A 16,041-nucleotide genomic window follows, 5' to 3' on the forward strand; every position below is an offset into this window, starting at 1 on the left:
GCTCGTGTCAGTCAGGTCAGGGGAGGCGTCAGTCGACGGTGGCATCCACAAAGCGGAAGCGGCCATCCGCCGGCAGCGCCAGGTTCTTGGCGCGCTTGTTCAGCCCGTAGATGGTGTTCAGGCTGTAGAGCGGCATTTCCAGCGCCTGATCGGCCACGTAGCGGCTGATTTCCTGCAGCGTCAGCTTGCGCGCCGCCTGGTCCCAGGTGTTGCGCTGGGTATGCAGCAGGGCGTTCAGCTTGGCGTCGTCGTCGAACGGGTTCCAGCGCTGTTTGGTGTAGTACATCGAATACGCGGTGTTGTCGTAGTCGAAGGTCCAGCCGCCCCACTGGTTCTGCCACATCTCGCCGGTCTTGCCGCTTGGGATGATGTCGTTGAGCAGCACGTTGGTGTCGTAGGGCTTGAGCGAAGCCACGATGCCCACGCCTTGCAGGTAGCTGGCCACGGCCTGGGCGACTTCACGGAAGTTGCTGTCGGAGCCGCGGAAGTCGATCTGGATCTGCGTGCCCGGTTTCACGCCTGCCTTTTGCAGCATGGCTTTGGCTTGCACGGGGTTGAACGGCACGGGTTTGAGCGCCGGATCATTGCCGAAGGACAACACGCCCTGGAAGCTGGCGATGGGCTTGGCGTTGCCCAGCAGGATGGTCTTGATGATGGCGTCGCGGTCCACAGCCATGGTCAGCGCCTTGCGCACTTCCTTGTCCTTCATGATGCCGCGCTGCGTGTTGTAACGCATGGCCAGCGCGACCGGGCCGTCCATGCTGGCGATGGCCAACTTGCTGTTTTCTTGAGCGTTTCGATCATCGCCAGCGGGATCTGGTTGGCCACATCGAGGCGGCCGGCCTGCAGTTCGGCGGCTTGCGTGGCCGGCTCGGTGATGAAGCGGTAGACCAGGTTGTCCACCTTGGGCGCGCCGCCCCAGTAGTTAGCATTGCGTTCGAACGAGAGGCTGACCTTGGGCTTGTATTCGGTGAACTTGAAGGGGCCGGTGCCCACCGGATTCATGCCGAAGTAGGCGCTGCCTTTTTCCTGGATGTACTTGGGCGGCACGATCATGGCGCCGTAGCCAGAGAGCTTGGTCAGCAGCACCGGATCGGGGTTCTTCAGGATGAAGTCCACCGTGGTCGGGTTCACCACCACCACTTTTTCAATCGCGTTGTAGTTCGATTGCTGCGGCCCCTTCTTGCCCTCTTCGCCGAGCAGGCGGTCGAAGGTGAACTTCACGGCGTCGGCGTCGAACGGCTCACCGTTGTGGAACTTCACGCCGGTGCGCAAGGTGAAGCGCAGTTTGGTGTTTTTGTCCAAAAATTCCCATTTCGTGGCCAGGCCGGGCACGAGCTTCATATCCGGCGTGCGCATGATCAGGCCGTCAAAAATCTGGCTGCCCACCGCACCCCATGAAACGAGGAAGGTGACGATCGGATCCCAGTTGCCCGGGTCCTGGTGGATGGCGACGTTCAGCGTTCCAGCCGCCTGGGCGCTGGGGGCGAGCAGGCTGGCCATGGCCAGGCTGGTGGAGGCGATCAGTGTTTTCAGCTTCATGGTTTTCTCCGGGAGGTGTTCAAAAAGGGTGTGAAAAAAATGGAAGTCAGGCCGCTTGTGCGACGAGGTGGCCGGGGCGGACTTCGTTGAAGCGCAGGATCGCCGGCTCGTTGCCGACCTTGCGCACCGGGCTCGGAATCTCGCCCTGGATCAGTCGCGCGTCGATGTGCCGGCCGGGCTCGGCCACGGGCACGGCGGCCAGCAGCTTCTTGGTGTACGCGTGCTGCGGGTTCTCAAAAATATCCTGGCGATGACCAATCTCAACAATCTGTCCCAGGTACATCACGGCCACGCGGTGGCTGATTTTTTCCACCACGGCCATGTCGTGAGTGATGAACAGGTAAGACAGCTTGCGTTGTGCCTGCAGCGCCATCAGCAGGTCGATGATTTGTGCCTGGATCGATACGTCGAGCGCCGACACGGATTCGTCGGCAATGATCAGTTTGGGGTTGCAGGCCAGCGCCCGGGCGATGCACACCCGCTGGCGTTGCCCGCCCGACATTTCATGCGGATAGCGGTGCATGTGTTCGGGCTGCAGCCCCACGTCCTCCAGCAACTCGGCCAGCCGCGCCTGTATCGCTTTGGGGCTGTCGAGCAGTTTGTGGGTGCGGATCGGCTCGGCGATGCTGAAGCCCACCGTCTTGCGCGGGTCGAGCGAAGCGAACGGGTCCTGGAAGATGTACTGTATCTCTTGCCGCAAGCGCTGGCGTCCCGCCGCGTCGAGGCGATGGATGTCTTGCCCCGCGAAGCGGATGCCGCCGCTGGTGGCGGGTACCAGTTGCTGCAGGGTCTTGCCGATGGTCGACTTGCCGCTGCCTGATTCGCCGACCAGAGCCAGGGTTTCGCCGGGATAGATGTCGAAGCTGACTTCTTCCACCGCATGCACCCGGTGCGTGACGCGGCCGAGCAGCGTGTGGGCCACGTCGAAACGGGTGGTGAGTTTGTCCACCGTGAGCAAGGGCGCGGCGGCGTCCACGGTGTCTTGTACCTGCTCGGTGCCGACTTCGCGCGGCGTGTCGCCCTCGAGCACGATCAGTGGCGTGCGTTTGGGCAAGGGCTGGCCGCGCAGGCTGCCCAGGCGCGGTACGGCCGAGAGCAGGGCGCGGGTGTAAGGGTGTTGCGGCGCATTAAAAATTTGCTCCACCGTGCCTTGCTCGACCTGGCGTCCACGCCACATCACCACCACGTCGTCGGCCATTTGCGCCACCACGCCCATGTCATGGGTGATGAACATCACGGCCGTGTTCAGGTCGCGCTGCAGTTCGCGAATGATGTTCAGGATCTGCGCCTGGATGGTCACATCGAGCGCGGTCGTGGGTTCGTCCGCGATCAGCAGCGCGGGCTGGCACGACAGCGCCATGGCGATCATCACGCGCTGGCGCATGCCGCCCGAGAGGGCGTGCGGGTAGGTGTCGAGCAGCCGCTCGGCATCGGGCAGACGCACTTTTTCAAGTAGCGCGCGGGCTTGTGCACGGGCCTGCACGGGGCTCATGTCCTGGTGCAGGATCAGGGCTTCCGAGATCTGGTTGCCGATGGTGAACACCGGGTTCAGCGAGGTCATCGGTTCCTGGAAGATCATCGCGATCTCGTTGCCACGGATGGCGCGCAGGGTGTCGTCGTTGGCCTGGGTCAGGTCCAGCGCGCCGCTCACCGGCGATTGAAACAGCACCTGGCCATTCACGATGTGGCCGCCGGTGTAATCGGTCAGCCGCATGATGGCCTGCGAGGTGACCGATTTGCCCGAGCCCGACTCGCCGACGATGGCCAGTGTGCGCCCCGCCGTGACATCGAAGCTCAGGCCGTCAACGGCACGAAAACGTCCGCCCGGCGTCTCGAATTCGACGGCGAGGTTGCGAACGGAAAGCAGTGGGGAGACGCTAGGCTGGTCAGGCTGACTCATGGGCTGGAGGCTCGGTGGGGTTACCGTGAACTTTTAAAAGCAGTGCAGTGGCGATGGCGAAAGTCGGGACAGCGATGTTTGGGCGGGCAGGGGCCCGGTGGCAAATTTGCCAAGTAAATGTAAGCCGCATTTGTGGATGATGACTAAGTGATTTCCCTAAATGTCAACAAAATGTTGATAAATTATTATTTAACTCTCTACAATTTGCACATGCAACAAAGATGCCAACCCGGAGTCTGTTAATGGCAAAAAAGTCCATCGCCCCCGAACCTGCTGCTGAGGGGGCTGTCGCACCGCCCATTGTCTCGTCTGCCCATCTGGTCTCGCCCAGAAGCGCGGAAATGAGCGAATTCGAGTTTGGCCTGATCGTTGCGAACAATGCCTTTCATCGCTGGGTGGTGCACTGCATGAGTGCGGCGGGCCTGAAAGACCTGATGCCGCTGGACGTCCTGGTGCTGCACCACGTGACGCACCGCGCCCGCAACAAACGGCTGGCCGACATCTGTTTCATCATGAATGTGGAAGACACCCATCTGATCAACTATTCGCTCAAAAAGTTGCAGAATCTGGGCGTGGTGGTGTCCAGCAAAAGTGGCAAGGACGTGACCTATGCCAGCACCGACTTGGGGCTTGACTACGTGAACCGCTACCGCGAGATTCGCGAGTCCTGCCTGATCAATGCGCTCAATACCAACGATGGTTTGAACCGCGACATTGGCGAGCTGGCGCGTTTGTTGCGCCTGCTTTCGGGTATTTACGATCAGGCGGCACGCTCGGCGGCCAGCCTCTAAGACTTCTCTCAGGATCATCATGGAAAAAAATGGCACCAATCGCTGGCAGTTCTGGATAGACCGCGGCGGCACATTCACCGACATCGTGGCCAAAAAGCCGGATGGCTCGCTGATCACACACAAGTTGCTGTCCGAAAACCCAGAGCAGTACCGTGACGCAGCGGTGGCCGGCATTCGCCACCTGCTGGGCCTGAAGGCCGGTGAGCCGATTCAGGCGGATGTGGTGGACTGCGTGAAGATGGGCACCACGGTGGCGACCAATGCCTTGCTGGAGCGCAAGGGCGAACCCACCTTGCTGGTGACGACACGTGGTTTCCGTGATGCGCTGCGTATTGCTTACCAAAACCGTCCGCGCCTGTTTGACCGCAACATCGTTTTGCCAGAGCTGCTCTACAGCGCCGTGGTCGAGGCCCAGGAGCGCGTCGGCGCGCACGGCGAGGTGTTGCAGGCCCTGGAAGAGGTGCTATTAAAAGAGGAGCTTCTTGCGCAATACCAGAAAGGGCTGCGCAGTGTTTCCATCGTATTTATGCACGGCTACCGCTATACCGCGCATGAAAAAGCCGCGAAACGCATTGCGCAAGAGGTGGGTTTCACGCAGATCAGCACCTCGCATGAAACCAGCCCGATGATGAAGTTTGTCAGCCGGGGCGACACCACCGTGGTCGATGCCTATTTGTCGCCCATCCTGCGCCGTTATGTGGAGCAGGTGGCCGGCGAGATGCCTGGCGTCAAGCTGTTTTTCATGCAATCGTCCGGTGGCCTGACCGATGCCCATGTGTTCCAGGGCAAGGACGCGATCCTGAGCGGCCCGGCCGGCGGTATTGTCGGCATGGCGCGCACGGCCGCGATTGCCGGTATCGAAAAAGTCATTGGTTTCGACATGGGTGGCACCTCCACCGACGTGTCGCATTACGCCGGGGAGTTCGAGCGCGAATTTGAAACCCAGGTGGCCGGCGTGCGCATGCGCGCCCCCATGATGAGCATCCACACGGTGGCGGCCGGCGGCGGCTCCATCCTCAAGTTCGACGGTGAGCGTTTTCGCGTCGGGCCGCAAAGTGCAGGAGCCAATCCCGGCCCGGCCAGTTATCGCCGCGGCGGCCCGCTGGCCGTGACCGATGCCAATGTGATGGTCGGCAAGATCCAGCCGCATTATTTTCCGCAGGTGTTCGGCCACCAGGCCGATGAAGCGCTGGACGCCGAGGTGGTACGGGCGCGTTTCCAGGAGCTGGCCGGCCAGACCGGCCGCAGCGCCGAGGTGGTGGCCGAAGGCTTTATCAACATCGCCGTGCAGCAGATGGCCAACGCCATCAAGAAAATTTCGGTCGCGCGTGGTTACGACGTGACGCGTTACACCTTGCAGTGTTTCGGCGGCGCCGGCGGCCAGCATGCCTGCCTGGTGGCCGATGCACTGGGTATGACCAAGGTGTTTGTACATCCGCTGGCCGGCGTGTTGTCCGCCTACGGCATGGGCCTGGCCGACCAGAACGTGATCCGCGAACAGGCGGTGGAACTCAAGCTCTCGCAAGCGGCCTTGCCCGACATCGCCGCCAAGCTCGATGGCCTGGCGGCTGCGGCCGAGGCCGAGTTGCAGCGCCAGCAGGTCAGCACGGGCGCCATCAGCACACACCGGCGTGTACACGTGCGTTACGAAGGCAGCGACGCCGCGTTGATCGTGCCTTTTGGTGATTTGGAAAAAATCCAAACCGGTTTTGAAACCGCCTACCGCCAGCGTTTTTCCTTCCTGATGCAGGGCAAGGGCCTGGTTGTCGAAGCGGTTTCTGTTGAGGCGGTGGTGGCAGGCGATGCGCCGGCCGAGCCGCGCCACGCGACCCACGAGCCGCGTGAGGTGCCGCGCCGCGAAACCGTGCGTATGTATTCCGGCGGCCAGTGGCATGAGGCCGCCCTGGTGGTGCGTGAAGACTTGCGGCCGGGCGACATCATCTCCGGCCCGGCCATCATTGCCGAGAAAAACGCCACCACGGTGGTCGAACCCGGCTGGGAAGCGGCGCTGACCGCGCTGGACCACCTGGTGCTGGACCGGCGCGCCGCGCGCGCCGTCACGTTTGCCGCGGGCACCACGGTAGACCCGGTGTTGCTGGAGGTCTTCAACAACCTCTTCATGAACATCGCCGAGCAGATGGGTTTGCAGCTGCAAAACACTGCTTATTCGGTCAACATCAAGGAACGCCTGGATTTCAGTTGTGCCTTGTTTGACACCGCCGGCAACCTGATCGCCAATGCGCCGCACATGCCGGTGCACCTGGGTTCCATGGGCGAAAGCATCAAGACCGTGATTCGCGAAAACGCGGGCCGGATGTCGCCAGGCGATGTCTATGTATTGAACGATCCGTACCACGGCGGCACGCATTTGCCCGACATCACCGTGATCACGCCGGTGTATCTGGGCAGCGCCACGCAACCCACGTTTTACGTGGGTTCGCGCGGCCACCATGCCGACGTCGGTGGCATCACGCCGGGCTCCATGCCGCCGTTCTCGACACGGATCGAGGAAGAGGGTGTGCAGATCAACAACGTCAAGCTGGTCGAGCGCGGCGTGTTGCGTGAGGCCGAGATGATTGCCTTGCTCCAAAGCGGCGAATACCCCAGCCGCAACCCGCAGCAAAACATGGCCGACCTGAAGGCGCAGATTGCCGCCAATGAAAAAGGCGTGCAGGAGCTGCGCAAGATGGTCGAGCAGTTTGGCCTGGACGTGGTGTTGGCCTATATGGGCCATGTGCAGGACAACGCCGAAGAGTCGGTGCGCCGCGTGATCACAAGCCTGAAAAACGGCGAGTTCACCTTGCCGCTGGACAACGGCGCGCAGATCAAGGTGGCGATCCGCGTCGACACGACCCAGCGCAGCGCCGAGATCGATTTCACCGGCACCTCGCCGCAGCAGACCAACAACTTCAACGCGCCTACGGCCGTGTGTATGGCCGCCGTGTTGTACGTGTTCCGCACGCTGGTGGACGACGACATTCCGCTCAATGCCGGCTGCCTGAAACCGCTGAAAGTCATCATCCCCCGCCGGCTCCATGCTGAACCCGAACCCGCCGGCGTCGGTGGTGGCGGGCAATGTGGAAACCTCCACTTGCATCACCAACGCACTCTATGGCGCGCTGGGGGTGATGGCGGCCGGCCAGTGCACCATGAACAACTTCACCTTTGGCAACGAGCGGCATCAGTATTACGAAACCATCTCCGGCGGCTCAGGCGCGGGCGGTGTGTTTGATGCCGATGGACGTTTGGTCAATGGTTTCGACGGCACCTCGGTGGTGCAGGCGCACATGACCAACTCGCGCCTGACCGATCCGGAAGTGCTGGAGTTTCGCTTTCCGGTGCGGCTGGAGAGTTACGAAATTCGCCAGGACTCGGGCGGCGCCGGGCGCTGGGTAGGCGGCAACGGCGGTGTGCGGCGCGTGAAATTCCTGGAGCCCATGACGGCCAGCATTTTGTCCAACGGCCGCAAACACGGCGCCTTCGGCATGGCCGGTGGCGAGGCCGGGCAGGTGGGGCAGAACATTGTCGTGCGGGCCAGCGGCCAGGTCGAGGCGCTGGACCACATCGGCCAGGCCGAGATGGCTGCCGGGGATATGTTCGAGATCCACACGCCGGGCGGCGGCGGTTTCGGCAAACACTGAGGTATCGGGTGTCTTGACGGGTTTTGCCGTGATTTATGAGTGAAAATGGCCTCTAGCCCATATACAACGGGCGCAAGCAGCTATTGATTCAGGAGCATCTCATGGACACGGCATTTCTCGACAACTACCGTTTTTTGGCGAAGTACAACCGCTGGATGAACCAGCGCCTGTACCAGGCCTGCGAAACACTGAGCGACGAAGAACGCAAGCGGGAGCGCGGTGCGTTTTTTGGCTCCATTCATCACACGCTGACCCACCTGGTGCTGGCCGACAAGATGTGGCTGCTGCGTTTTGCCTCACAGCCGACGATGTTTGCCGCGCTGTCACCGGCCTTGCTGGCCTTGCCCCCAGGTTCGGACTACACCAGCGATTTGCACCCGGACTGGGCCGACCTCATACACACACGCGAGGCGGTGGATGTCGCCATAGAACTTTGGCTGGCAGAGATGAGGCCTGACTTTTTGCTCAGCACCATGCATTACGCCAATACCAAAGGTGTGCCACGCGCACACCCGGCCTGGCAGGCTTTGACGCACTTTTTCAACCACCAGACCCATCACCGCGCCCAGGCCGGCACCTTGCTGATGCAGGCCGGCGTGGACATGGGTGTGACTGATTTGATTGCGCTGGTCTAGGGCCCAGCGCAACCGTATCGAGCCAGAAGCTAGGGCGCCGTGGGTAGCGCGTTCATGGAGCGTAGAACACTGCGCGTGATGCTCTGCCGCTTTGGGAGGTCGCCGAGCCTGTTCGGCGTGTCCATGTTCAAGGCGAAGAAGACGGGGCCGCTGGGCCACTCTACCCAACCCACCCACCAGCCAATTTTTCCGGTCCATCCTGTTTTTGCGCGCAGTATCCAGTCAGGGCCCGCTTCATTGACCATCACGTCCTTCACAAGCCTCTGGTGTTCAACTTGGAAGGGCAGTTGATTGCGGTAAAGCCGCTGCAAGAACGCAATCTGCTCGAAGGATGAAATGGCGAGGTCGCCTTCAACCCAAAATGGCTTGTCGCCCGTGGCGACCGCATTGCCATAGCCTGTCTTTCGCAGGTAGGCGGTCTCGCGGGTATCGCCGAGTTCCTTGGCAAAGCGCTCATACACCCAGACGGTGGAATTCCTCATCGCGGAGCGCAGATTTTGGTCCATGTTCCATGCCGCCGTGGGCCGCTTCACGCCATCCCACGGGATGACCTGGAATTCGTCACGCAGCAGTCCGGCATCGAGCGCGAACAGGCTGTGTGGAATCTTGAAGGTAGAGGCTGGCGAGTAGCGCCGTTCGGCACGAGATACGTTGTAGACGTAGGTGGTTTCAGACTCACCTCGGGCGTCAAGCACGACGACGCTGCCTTGTGCATCGGCTTCTGTAAAGAACCGAGACCACTCGGTCTTTTCCTGGCGCTGCGGGCCGGCCACCGCCACTTGAGCAAACCCTGCGGCCAGGGCGAATAACACCAAATTTCGTCGATTCATGCGGATAGTTTAAAGGTCACGGAGACTCGTTTTTTTTTTGGCGCTCGGTATGGCTGCGCAAGCACCGTGCGCATGGGAAATCGGTGCCACCTGACGTGTGTCCGCCTACGTGATGTGGTGCTGCGCGTATCCGCAGCCTGATAGGGCTGCAGCAAGGGCAGCTTTGGGGGCGCAGCCATATCGGCTACGGGCTTGAAACCGCCCAGGATAGGTATTGCGTAATCGCTCTTGATTTGATAGCTGCTTGCGCCCACTGCATAAGGACTGGGTGCCAAAAATGGCATGAAAAAACCCGCTCAAAGGCGGGTTTTGCAAGAGTTTGGTGCCGGGCTTATTTTTTGGCGGCGCTAGCGTCTGTTGTGGCGGCTGGCTTGGTTGTGTCTGCTTTGGCAGTTTTAGCGGCTTTGGCCGCATCGGCCTTGGCTTTGGCGTCATCCGCTTTTTTCTTCTTGGCGTCGGCCTTGGCTTGTTTGTCAGCGTCTTTTTTGGCCTTGGCGTCATCCGCCTTGGCTTTGGCTTCTGCCTTGGGGTCTTTTTTCTCGTCCTTGGCGGCTGCGGCGGCTGCTGCAGGCGCGGCGGCTACGGCAGCGGCGGGTTTGGCATCCGTTTTTGCCGCGGCAGCCGGTGCGGCTGGCTTGGCTTCCGTCTTGGCGGCGGCGGCAGGCGCGGGTGCACCCTTGTAAGTGCTGCCGTTGACGGTCAAACCGGCATCCGACAGGGCGGCAGACTTTTTGTCCTTGATACCGGAAATGCGGCTTTCCAGGTCCGCCCAGTTCTTGAAATCACCTTTTTTGCGCTCTTCGACGATTTTGCTTGAGATCACGGGGCCAATACCCTTGACGCCGTCGAGTTCGGCCGCTGTGGCCTTGTTGACATCCACTGCGGCAAAAGACACGGCCATGTACATGGCGGCGATAAACACCAGCAATTTCTTGAACATGAGAAAACTCCTCAAAGATTGGATTGAACGGGAGACACCGAATCCATCCCCGTGAACAAGGATGTCTTAGTGATAACGGGCCGCTTTCCGATGAGGTTGACCGGGCGCCGCCATTTTTCTCGCAGGAAAACCCTAGTCAGGTGCTGGCGCTGCTCAAACGCTGCATGTAAGCCGTCACACCGGTTTGCACATCGGCAAAGGCATGGTCGCAGCCGGCCGCGCGCAGGGCCGTCAAATCCGCCTGGGTGTAACTCTGGTATTTGCCGACCAGGGCAGGGGGGAAGTCGATGTAATCGATCAGGCTGCCGTAGGCGGCTTCTTCCGGCGTCAATGGTTTTTCGCCTTGCTGCTGGCGCAAGGTGTTGACCACGGCCAGCGCCACGTCGTTGAACGGCTGGGCCCGGCCGGTGCCCAGGTTGAAGATGCCGCTGGCCTCGGGGTGGTCCAGAAACCACAGATTGACGGCCACCACATCGTCGATGAAGACAAAATCGCGCATCTGGCCACCGGGGCCGTAACCGCCGTATTCGCCGAAAAGCTTGACCTTGCCATCAGCGCGGAACTGGTTGAACTGATGAAACGCCACGCTGGCCATGCGGCCCTTGTGTTGCTCGCGCGGGCCATAAACGTTGAAGTAGCGAAAACCTGCCACCTGGGTTGCGGTGTTTTCAAAACGTGTGCCGAGTTCGCGCCGCAAGCGCTGGTCGAACAACAGCTTGGAGTAGCCGTAAACATTGAGCGGTTTTTCGAACTCGGGCGACTCGCGGAAGGTGTCCGAGCCGCCGTAGGTCGCGGCCGACGAGGCATAAAGCAGGCGTGTGCCCTGGTCCTGGCAGGCGGCAAACAGTTCGCAGGACAAGGTGTAGTTGTTGTCCATCATGTATTTGCCGTCGGTTTCCATGGTGTCGCTGCAGGCGCCTTCGTGGAAGACGGCTTCGACATCGCCAAAAGCGGCTTCGGCGAACAGGTCGTAAAAATCGTCGGCGTCGATGTAGTCGGCGATCTGCAGGTCGGCCAGGTTGCGGAATTTGTCGCCGTCGCTCAGGTCGTCAACGGCAATGATGTCGCTGATGCCGCGGGCATTCAGGCCCTGGATGATGTTGGCGCCTATAAACCCGGCAGCCCCGGTGACCACGATTTTCATGATATTTCCTTGTTTCTCAGGGCGCGGCGAACAGCTCGTCGTAGCTGACTGTCGCCGTGCCGAATTTGCCGACCACGATGCCGCCGGCCCGGTTGGCCACAGGCACGGCGTTGCGCAGGCTCAAGCCGGCGGCGGCCATGGCGGCCAGCGTGCCGATCACGGTGTCGCCCGCGCCGGTGACGTCAAACACTTCGCGTGCCAGCGCCGGCACATGCAGCTGGCCTTGCGCGTCAAATAGCGTCATGCCTTCTTCGCTGCGTGTCAGCAGCAGGGCTTGCAGCTTTAGCGTTTCACGTAAATTTTGCGCTTTTGTCCGCAAGTCTGCTTCGTCGCGCCAGGGGCCTATGACCTGCTCCAGTTCGGCGCGATTCGGCGTGATGGCGGTGGCGTTTTGGTAACGCGAGTAGTCCGAACCTTTGGGATCGACCAGCACGACTTTGCCGGCCGCACGGGCCAGGTCAATCATCAGGGCGATGTGGGCCAGGCCACCTTTGCCATAGTCTGAAAACAGCACGGTGTCGTGTTGTGGCAGCAGTTTTTCGAACTCGGCCGACTGCGAGGCCAGGACTTCGTTTTCAGGTGTGTTTTCAAAATCCAGTCGCAGCAGTTGCTGCTGCCGGCCGATCACGCGCAGTTTGACCGTGGTTTTGAGCTGGGGATCACGGCCGAAGCAGGGCCGGATGCCGGAGCTGGCCACCAGGGCTTCGAGCTGGTGGCTGGCCTCGTCGTCGCCGACCACACTCAGCAGCGACGCCTGGGCGTTCAGGGTCACGATGTTGTAAGCCACATTGGCCGCGCCGCCCATACGTTCTTCCTGGCGCGTGACACGTACCACGGGCACAGGCGCCTCGGGCGAGATGCGGTCCACCGCGCCGTACCAGTAACGGTCCAGCATGGCATCACCGACCACCAGCACGCGGGCTTGGGCGAGCTGTTCACGGGACAGGTGTGAATGTGTTGTCATGTTCATCAACTCTTACTCCAGTAGACAGCGCGGATCTGGCTTTGCCAGGCCGCAGGTGTCGCCCCCTGCAAGGGGGGAAGGTGCTACACGAAGTGAGCATCCGACGGGGGTGTTCATAACTCTTCTATGCGCCTGGCCGGGTAGCTGTCCCAGGCCTGGCAGCCTGGGCAGTGCCAGAAATGCTGGGTGGCTTCAAAACCGCAGGCGGCGCAGCGGTAACGCATCAGCGGTTTGGTGGCCTTGTCCAGGGCGCGTTGCACCAGGTTTTGCTGGTGGGCATCGCCCAACTTTTCGCCGGCAATCCACTTCGCGGCGGCGACCAGCGAGGGTTCACGCTCCAGGTGTTGAAGATAGTGATCGCGCGGCGTGGCTGCATCGGCATCGAGCTTGGTGATGGCTTCGACCACATCGATGGAGGGCATGTCCGCGTAATGGGTTTGCAACAGCGCCAGCGCCGCTTGTTGCTGGCCGCTTTGTTGTGCGATGTTGCCGAGCAGTCCGGCGGCCAGTGGCAAGGCCTGGGGGGCGGTTTTTTCAAGCTGACGCAAGGTCGCAAATGCGTCCTGGTGCCGGCCCAGCTGGTTTTGCAGCTTGGCCAGATCGATCAGGGGGCGGGGCGAGGCCGGTGCCAGGCTCACGGCCTGCTGCAGTTTGGCCAGGGCCTGGTCGGTGTCGCCTGACGCGGCGGCGGCAATTGCCTGTTCGCACAGGTAGTGGGCCTGGCGGTTGCTGAAGCTACCATGACTGGCGCTGTCGAGTTTGGCGGCGATTTCCGTGGCGTGGGCCCAGTCGCGTGAGCGCTCGTAAATCGACAGCAGGGCAAGCCTGGCTTCTTCTTCGTAGCTGGTGCTTTCAAGTTTTCGCAGCGCGATCTCGGCACGATCAAGCAAGCCGGCTTTCAGGAAGTCCAGCGCCAACGCGTGTTGCGCACGGTCACGTTCGGTCTGGGTCAGGTCGCCGCGTGACATCAGGTGTTCATGCACACGCACGGCGCGTTCGTATTCGCCGCGCCGGCGAAACAGGTTGCCGAGCGCGAAATGCAGCTCCGAGGTGTCGGGATCGTTCTGGACGGCTTCAATAAAGGCGTCAATGGCCTGGTCCTGCTGCTCGTTGAGCAGGAAGTTCAGGCCACGGAAATAAGCCTTGGGCGCTTGCCGGTTTTCGATGCGCAACTGCCGCAGATCGAGCCGCGAGGCGAGCCAGCCCAGGGTGAAGGCGATCGGAAATCCGAGCAGAACCCAGGTGAAATCAAATTCCATGGTGCATGGTGGAAGGGTTCTCGCTGAGAGGGCTGTGCGGGTTCAGTCTGGCGTTTTTGCGTTTTTTCCACCAGCGCGGCATCATCATCAGAATGCCGGCGGCCAGGCCGAAGGCAAACGTGGCCAGCACCACCAGCACCAGCGGCGCCTGCCACTGCGTGCCGAAAAAGAAATAGACGGAAACGACTTGCTGATTGTTCAGCGCGAAAGCAAAAAGCGTAAAAAAAATGGCTGCTTTAAGCAGCCACATCAGGTATTTCACTGGAAGTCCCCTTGTGGTCTGGCGATTGTAGCGAGCCCACCGTGGGAAAGTCTTCAGTTTGGTTTGGTGACCAGCATCTCTTCGGTTCTGGTATCCACCGCCTCACGCAGCGCTTTGCCTGGTTTGAAATGGGGTACACGCTTTTCCGGGATGGCGACACTTTCGCCCGAGCGCGGATTGCGTCCCATGCGGGGCGGGCGCCGATTGATGGAAAAGCTGCCAAAACCACGAATCTCAATCCGGTGCCCACGCACCAGCGCATCGCTCATGGCGTCAAGAATCGTCTTGACGGCATATTCGGCGTCGCGGTGGGTCAGCTGGCTGAATCGGGCGGCCAGTTCTTCGACAAGATCGCTACGGGTCATATGAATTCCTGGACAAGGAAATGGCGTGCTGTTCCGAAGAGCAAGCACGCCATGTTCCGGGGTCCGATTAGATTACTTCTCGGTGTTGTCCAGCTTGGCGCGCAGCAATGCGCCCAGGTTGGTCAAGCCAGCGCTTTCGCGCGAGGACTGCTGGCTCAGGGAAGCCATGGCTTCTTGCTGGTCCACATTGTCCTTGGCCTTGACCGACAGCTGGATGTTGCGGGTCTTGCGATCCACGTTCACCACAACAGCCGACACTTCGTCGCCTTCTTTCAGCACGTTGCGCGCGTCTTCAACGCGGTCACGGCTGATTTCGCTGGCACGCAGGTAACCAATGATGTCTTCGCCCAGGTCGATCTCGGCGCCTTTGGCGTCAACAGTCTTGACCTTGCCGGTCACCACAGCGCCCTTGTCGTTGATCGACACGAAGGTGGTGAACGGATCGGAATCCAGCTGCTTGATGCCCAGGGAGATACGCTCGCGGTCGACATCGACAGCCAGCACAATCGCTTCGACTTCCTGGCCCTTTTTGTAGTTGCGAACGGCGGCTTCGCCGGGCTCGTTCCACGAGAGGTCAGACAAATGCACGAGGCCGTCGATGCCGGCAGCCAGGCCCACAAAGACGCCGAAGTCGGTGATCGACTTGATCGGGCCCTTGACGCGGTCGCCGCGCTTGGTGTCCTGTGCAAATTCTTGCCATGGGTTGGCCTTGCACTGCTTCATGCCCAGGCTGATGCGGCGCTTGTCTTCGTCGATCTCGAGGACCATGACTTCGACTTCGTCGCCCAGGGCCACGAGCTTGCTCGGTGCCACGTTCTTGTTGGTCCAGTCCATTTCGGACACGTGGACCAGGCCTTCGATGCCTGGCTCGAGTTCCACAAACGCGCCGTAGTCGGCGATGTTGGTGATCTTGCCGAACAAACGTGTGCCCTGTGGGTAGCGGCGGTTCACGCCCATCCAAGGATCGTCGCCCATTTGTTTCAGACCCAGGGACACGCGGTTTTTCTCGGTGTCGAATTTCAGGATCTTGGCCACGATTTCCTGACCAGCTGTCACCACTTCGCTTGGGTGACGCACGCGGCGCCATGCCATGTCGGTGATGTGCAGCAGGCCGTCAATGCCGCCCAGGTCAACGAACGCACCGTATTCGGTGATGTTCTTGACGACGCCCTTGACTGCGGAGCCTTCTTTCAGGGTTTCCATCAGCTTGGCGCGTTCTTCGCCCATCGATGCTTCGACAACCGCACGGCGTGACAGCACGACGTTGTTGCGCTTGCGATCAAGCTTGATGACCTTGAATTCCATGGTCTTGTTCTCGTAGGGAGACAAGTCCTTGATGGGGCGGGTGTCGATCAGCGAACCAGGCAGGAAAGCGCGGATGCCGTTGACCAGAACGGTCAGGCCGCCCTTGACTTTGCCGCTGGTCTGGCCGGTGACGAATTCGCCGGATTCCAGGGCTTTTTCCAGGCTCATCCACGAAGCCAGGCGCTTGGCCTTGTCGCGAGACAGCAGGGTGTCGCCATAACCGTTTTCGACGGAGTCGATGGCCACGGAGACAAAGTCGCCGACCTGGACTTCGAGTTCGCCCTGGTCGTTTTTGAATTCTTCGAGGGGGACATAAGCCTCGGATTTGAGTCCGGCGTTCACAACCACGTGGTTGTGATCGATACGCACTACCTCAGCGGTAATGACTTCGCCCGAACGCATTTCGGAGCGTTTGAGCGATTCTTCAAATAGGGCGGCAAAAGATTCAGACATGAAAGTTCCT

11 protein-coding genes and 2 pseudogenes are annotated in these 16,041 nt (G+C 60.8%); 3 read left to right on the forward strand and 10 right to left on the reverse strand.

Features of this window, described 5'->3' with window-relative positions:
* Positions 1 to 28 precede the first annotated feature (28 nt).
* Both ACHMXK_RS08095 and ACHMXK_RS08100 read right to left on the reverse strand, forming a co-directional pair.
* Positions 29 to 1,542, reverse strand: a pseudogene (locus tag ACHMXK_RS08095) (ABC transporter substrate-binding protein).
* A gap of 46 nt (positions 1,543 to 1,588) precedes the next feature.
* Complete coding sequence (locus tag ACHMXK_RS08100; protein WP_397439276.1) at positions 1,589 to 3,442, reverse strand: dipeptide ABC transporter ATP-binding protein; 1,854 nt, start codon at positions 3,440 to 3,442, stop codon at positions 1,589 to 1,591.
* Positions 3,443 to 3,684: 242 nt separating this feature from the next.
* Here ACHMXK_RS08100 and ACHMXK_RS08105 point away from each other — a divergent pair, with 242 nt between their 5' ends.
* From ACHMXK_RS08105 to ACHMXK_RS08115, 3 genes and pseudogenes are all read left to right on the forward strand, one after another.
* Entirely contained in the window at positions 3,685 to 4,233 is a 549-nt protein-coding gene (locus tag ACHMXK_RS08105; RefSeq protein ID WP_397439278.1) for a winged helix DNA-binding protein, read from the forward strand.
* 19 nt (positions 4,234 to 4,252) lie between these two features.
* A pseudogene (locus tag ACHMXK_RS08110) lies at positions 4,253 to 7,874 on the forward strand (hydantoinase B/oxoprolinase family protein).
* Between the two features lie 101 nt (positions 7,875 to 7,975).
* On the forward strand, positions 7,976 to 8,509 hold the full coding sequence (locus ACHMXK_RS08115; RefSeq protein WP_397439280.1) for a DinB family protein: 534 nt from the start codon (positions 7,976 to 7,978) through the stop codon (positions 8,507 to 8,509).
* Between the two features lie 29 nt (positions 8,510 to 8,538).
* Here ACHMXK_RS08115 and blaOXA read toward each other — a convergent pair whose 3' ends face one another.
* The 8 genes from blaOXA to rpsA form a co-directional block, all read right to left on the reverse strand.
* Positions 8,539 to 9,339 carry a class D beta-lactamase gene (gene blaOXA / locus ACHMXK_RS08120; protein WP_397439282.1) on the reverse strand — a complete coding sequence of 267 codons (801 nt, stop codon included), beginning with the start codon at positions 9,337 to 9,339 and terminating at the stop codon, positions 8,539 to 8,541.
* A 331-nt stretch (positions 9,340 to 9,670) separates the two neighbouring features.
* The gene (locus tag ACHMXK_RS08125; RefSeq protein ID WP_397439284.1) at positions 9,671 to 10,279 is read right to left on the reverse strand and encodes a ComEA family DNA-binding protein; all 609 of its coding nucleotides are present in this window, start codon (positions 10,277 to 10,279) and stop codon (positions 9,671 to 9,673) included.
* A 136-nt stretch (positions 10,280 to 10,415) separates the two neighbouring features.
* Positions 10,416 to 11,423, reverse strand: coding sequence for an ADP-glyceromanno-heptose 6-epimerase (rfaD, locus tag ACHMXK_RS08130; RefSeq protein WP_397439286.1), 1,008 nt, complete (start codon positions 11,421 to 11,423; stop codon positions 10,416 to 10,418).
* A 16-nt stretch (positions 11,424 to 11,439) separates the two neighbouring features.
* Positions 11,440 to 12,387: a D-glycero-beta-D-manno-heptose-7-phosphate kinase gene (gene rfaE1, locus ACHMXK_RS08135; protein ID WP_397439288.1), complete on the reverse strand. Its 948-nt coding sequence runs from the start codon at positions 12,385 to 12,387 to the stop codon at positions 11,440 to 11,442.
* A gap of 113 nt (positions 12,388 to 12,500) precedes the next feature.
* Positions 12,501 to 13,646 carry a lipopolysaccharide assembly protein LapB gene (gene lapB / locus ACHMXK_RS08140; protein ID WP_397439290.1) on the reverse strand — a complete coding sequence of 382 codons (1,146 nt, stop codon included), beginning with the start codon at positions 13,644 to 13,646 and terminating at the stop codon, positions 12,501 to 12,503.
* Positions 13,636 to 13,908: a lipopolysaccharide assembly LapA domain-containing protein gene (locus tag ACHMXK_RS08145; RefSeq protein WP_397439292.1), complete on the reverse strand. Its 273-nt coding sequence runs from the start codon at positions 13,906 to 13,908 to the stop codon at positions 13,636 to 13,638. Before ACHMXK_RS08145 ends, lapB begins: the two co-directional genes overlap by 11 nt.
* Before the next feature lie 53 nt (positions 13,909 to 13,961).
* Positions 13,962 to 14,273, reverse strand: a complete 312-nt coding sequence (locus ACHMXK_RS08150) for an integration host factor subunit beta (protein WP_318409090.1) — start codon at positions 14,271 to 14,273, stop codon at positions 13,962 to 13,964.
* Positions 14,274 to 14,345: 72 nt separating this feature from the next.
* Positions 14,346 to 16,031, reverse strand: coding sequence for a 30S ribosomal protein S1 (rpsA, locus tag ACHMXK_RS08155; protein WP_397439294.1), 1,686 nt, complete (start codon positions 16,029 to 16,031; stop codon positions 14,346 to 14,348).
* Positions 16,032 to 16,041: the final 10 nt, after the last annotated feature.

It is taken from the genome of Polaromonas sp. UC242_47 (assembly GCF_044452385.1).
In the GTDB taxonomy this organism is placed as follows: domain Bacteria; phylum Pseudomonadota; class Gammaproteobacteria; order Burkholderiales; family Burkholderiaceae_C; genus Polaromonas.

What these genes read in the sequence shown, in the direction of transcription:
- ACHMXK_RS08100 (WP_397439276.1), bottom strand. Translation starts at nt 3,442, where the DNA reads ATGAGTCAGCCTGACCAGCCTAGCGTCTCCCCACTGCTTTCCGTTCGC.
- blaOXA (WP_397439282.1), bottom strand. Translation starts at nt 9,339, where the DNA reads ATGAATCGACGAAATTTGGTGTTATTCGCCCTGGCCGCAGGGTTTGCT.
- ACHMXK_RS08125 (WP_397439284.1), bottom strand. Translation starts at nt 10,279, where the DNA reads ATGTTCAAGAAATTGCTGGTGTTTATCGCCGCCATGTACATGGCCGTG.
- rfaD (WP_397439286.1), bottom strand. Translation starts at nt 11,423, where the DNA reads ATGAAAATCGTGGTCACCGGGGCTGCCGGGTTTATAGGCGCCAACATC.
- rpsA (WP_397439294.1), bottom strand. Translation starts at nt 16,031, where the DNA reads ATGTCTGAATCTTTTGCCGCCCTATTTGAAGAATCGCTCAAACGCTCC.
- ACHMXK_RS08105 (WP_397439278.1), top strand. Translation starts at nt 3,685, where the DNA reads ATGGCAAAAAAGTCCATCGCCCCCGAACCTGCTGCTGAGGGGGCTGTC.
- lapB (WP_397439290.1), bottom strand. Translation starts at nt 13,646, where the DNA reads ATGGAATTTGATTTCACCTGGGTTCTGCTCGGATTTCCGATCGCCTTC.
- ACHMXK_RS08115 (WP_397439280.1), top strand. Translation starts at nt 7,976, where the DNA reads ATGGACACGGCATTTCTCGACAACTACCGTTTTTTGGCGAAGTACAAC.
- rfaE1 (WP_397439288.1), bottom strand. Translation starts at nt 12,387, where the DNA reads ATGACAACACATTCACACCTGTCCCGTGAACAGCTCGCCCAAGCCCGC.
- ACHMXK_RS08150 (WP_318409090.1), bottom strand. Translation starts at nt 14,273, where the DNA reads ATGACCCGTAGCGATCTTGTCGAAGAACTGGCCGCCCGATTCAGCCAG.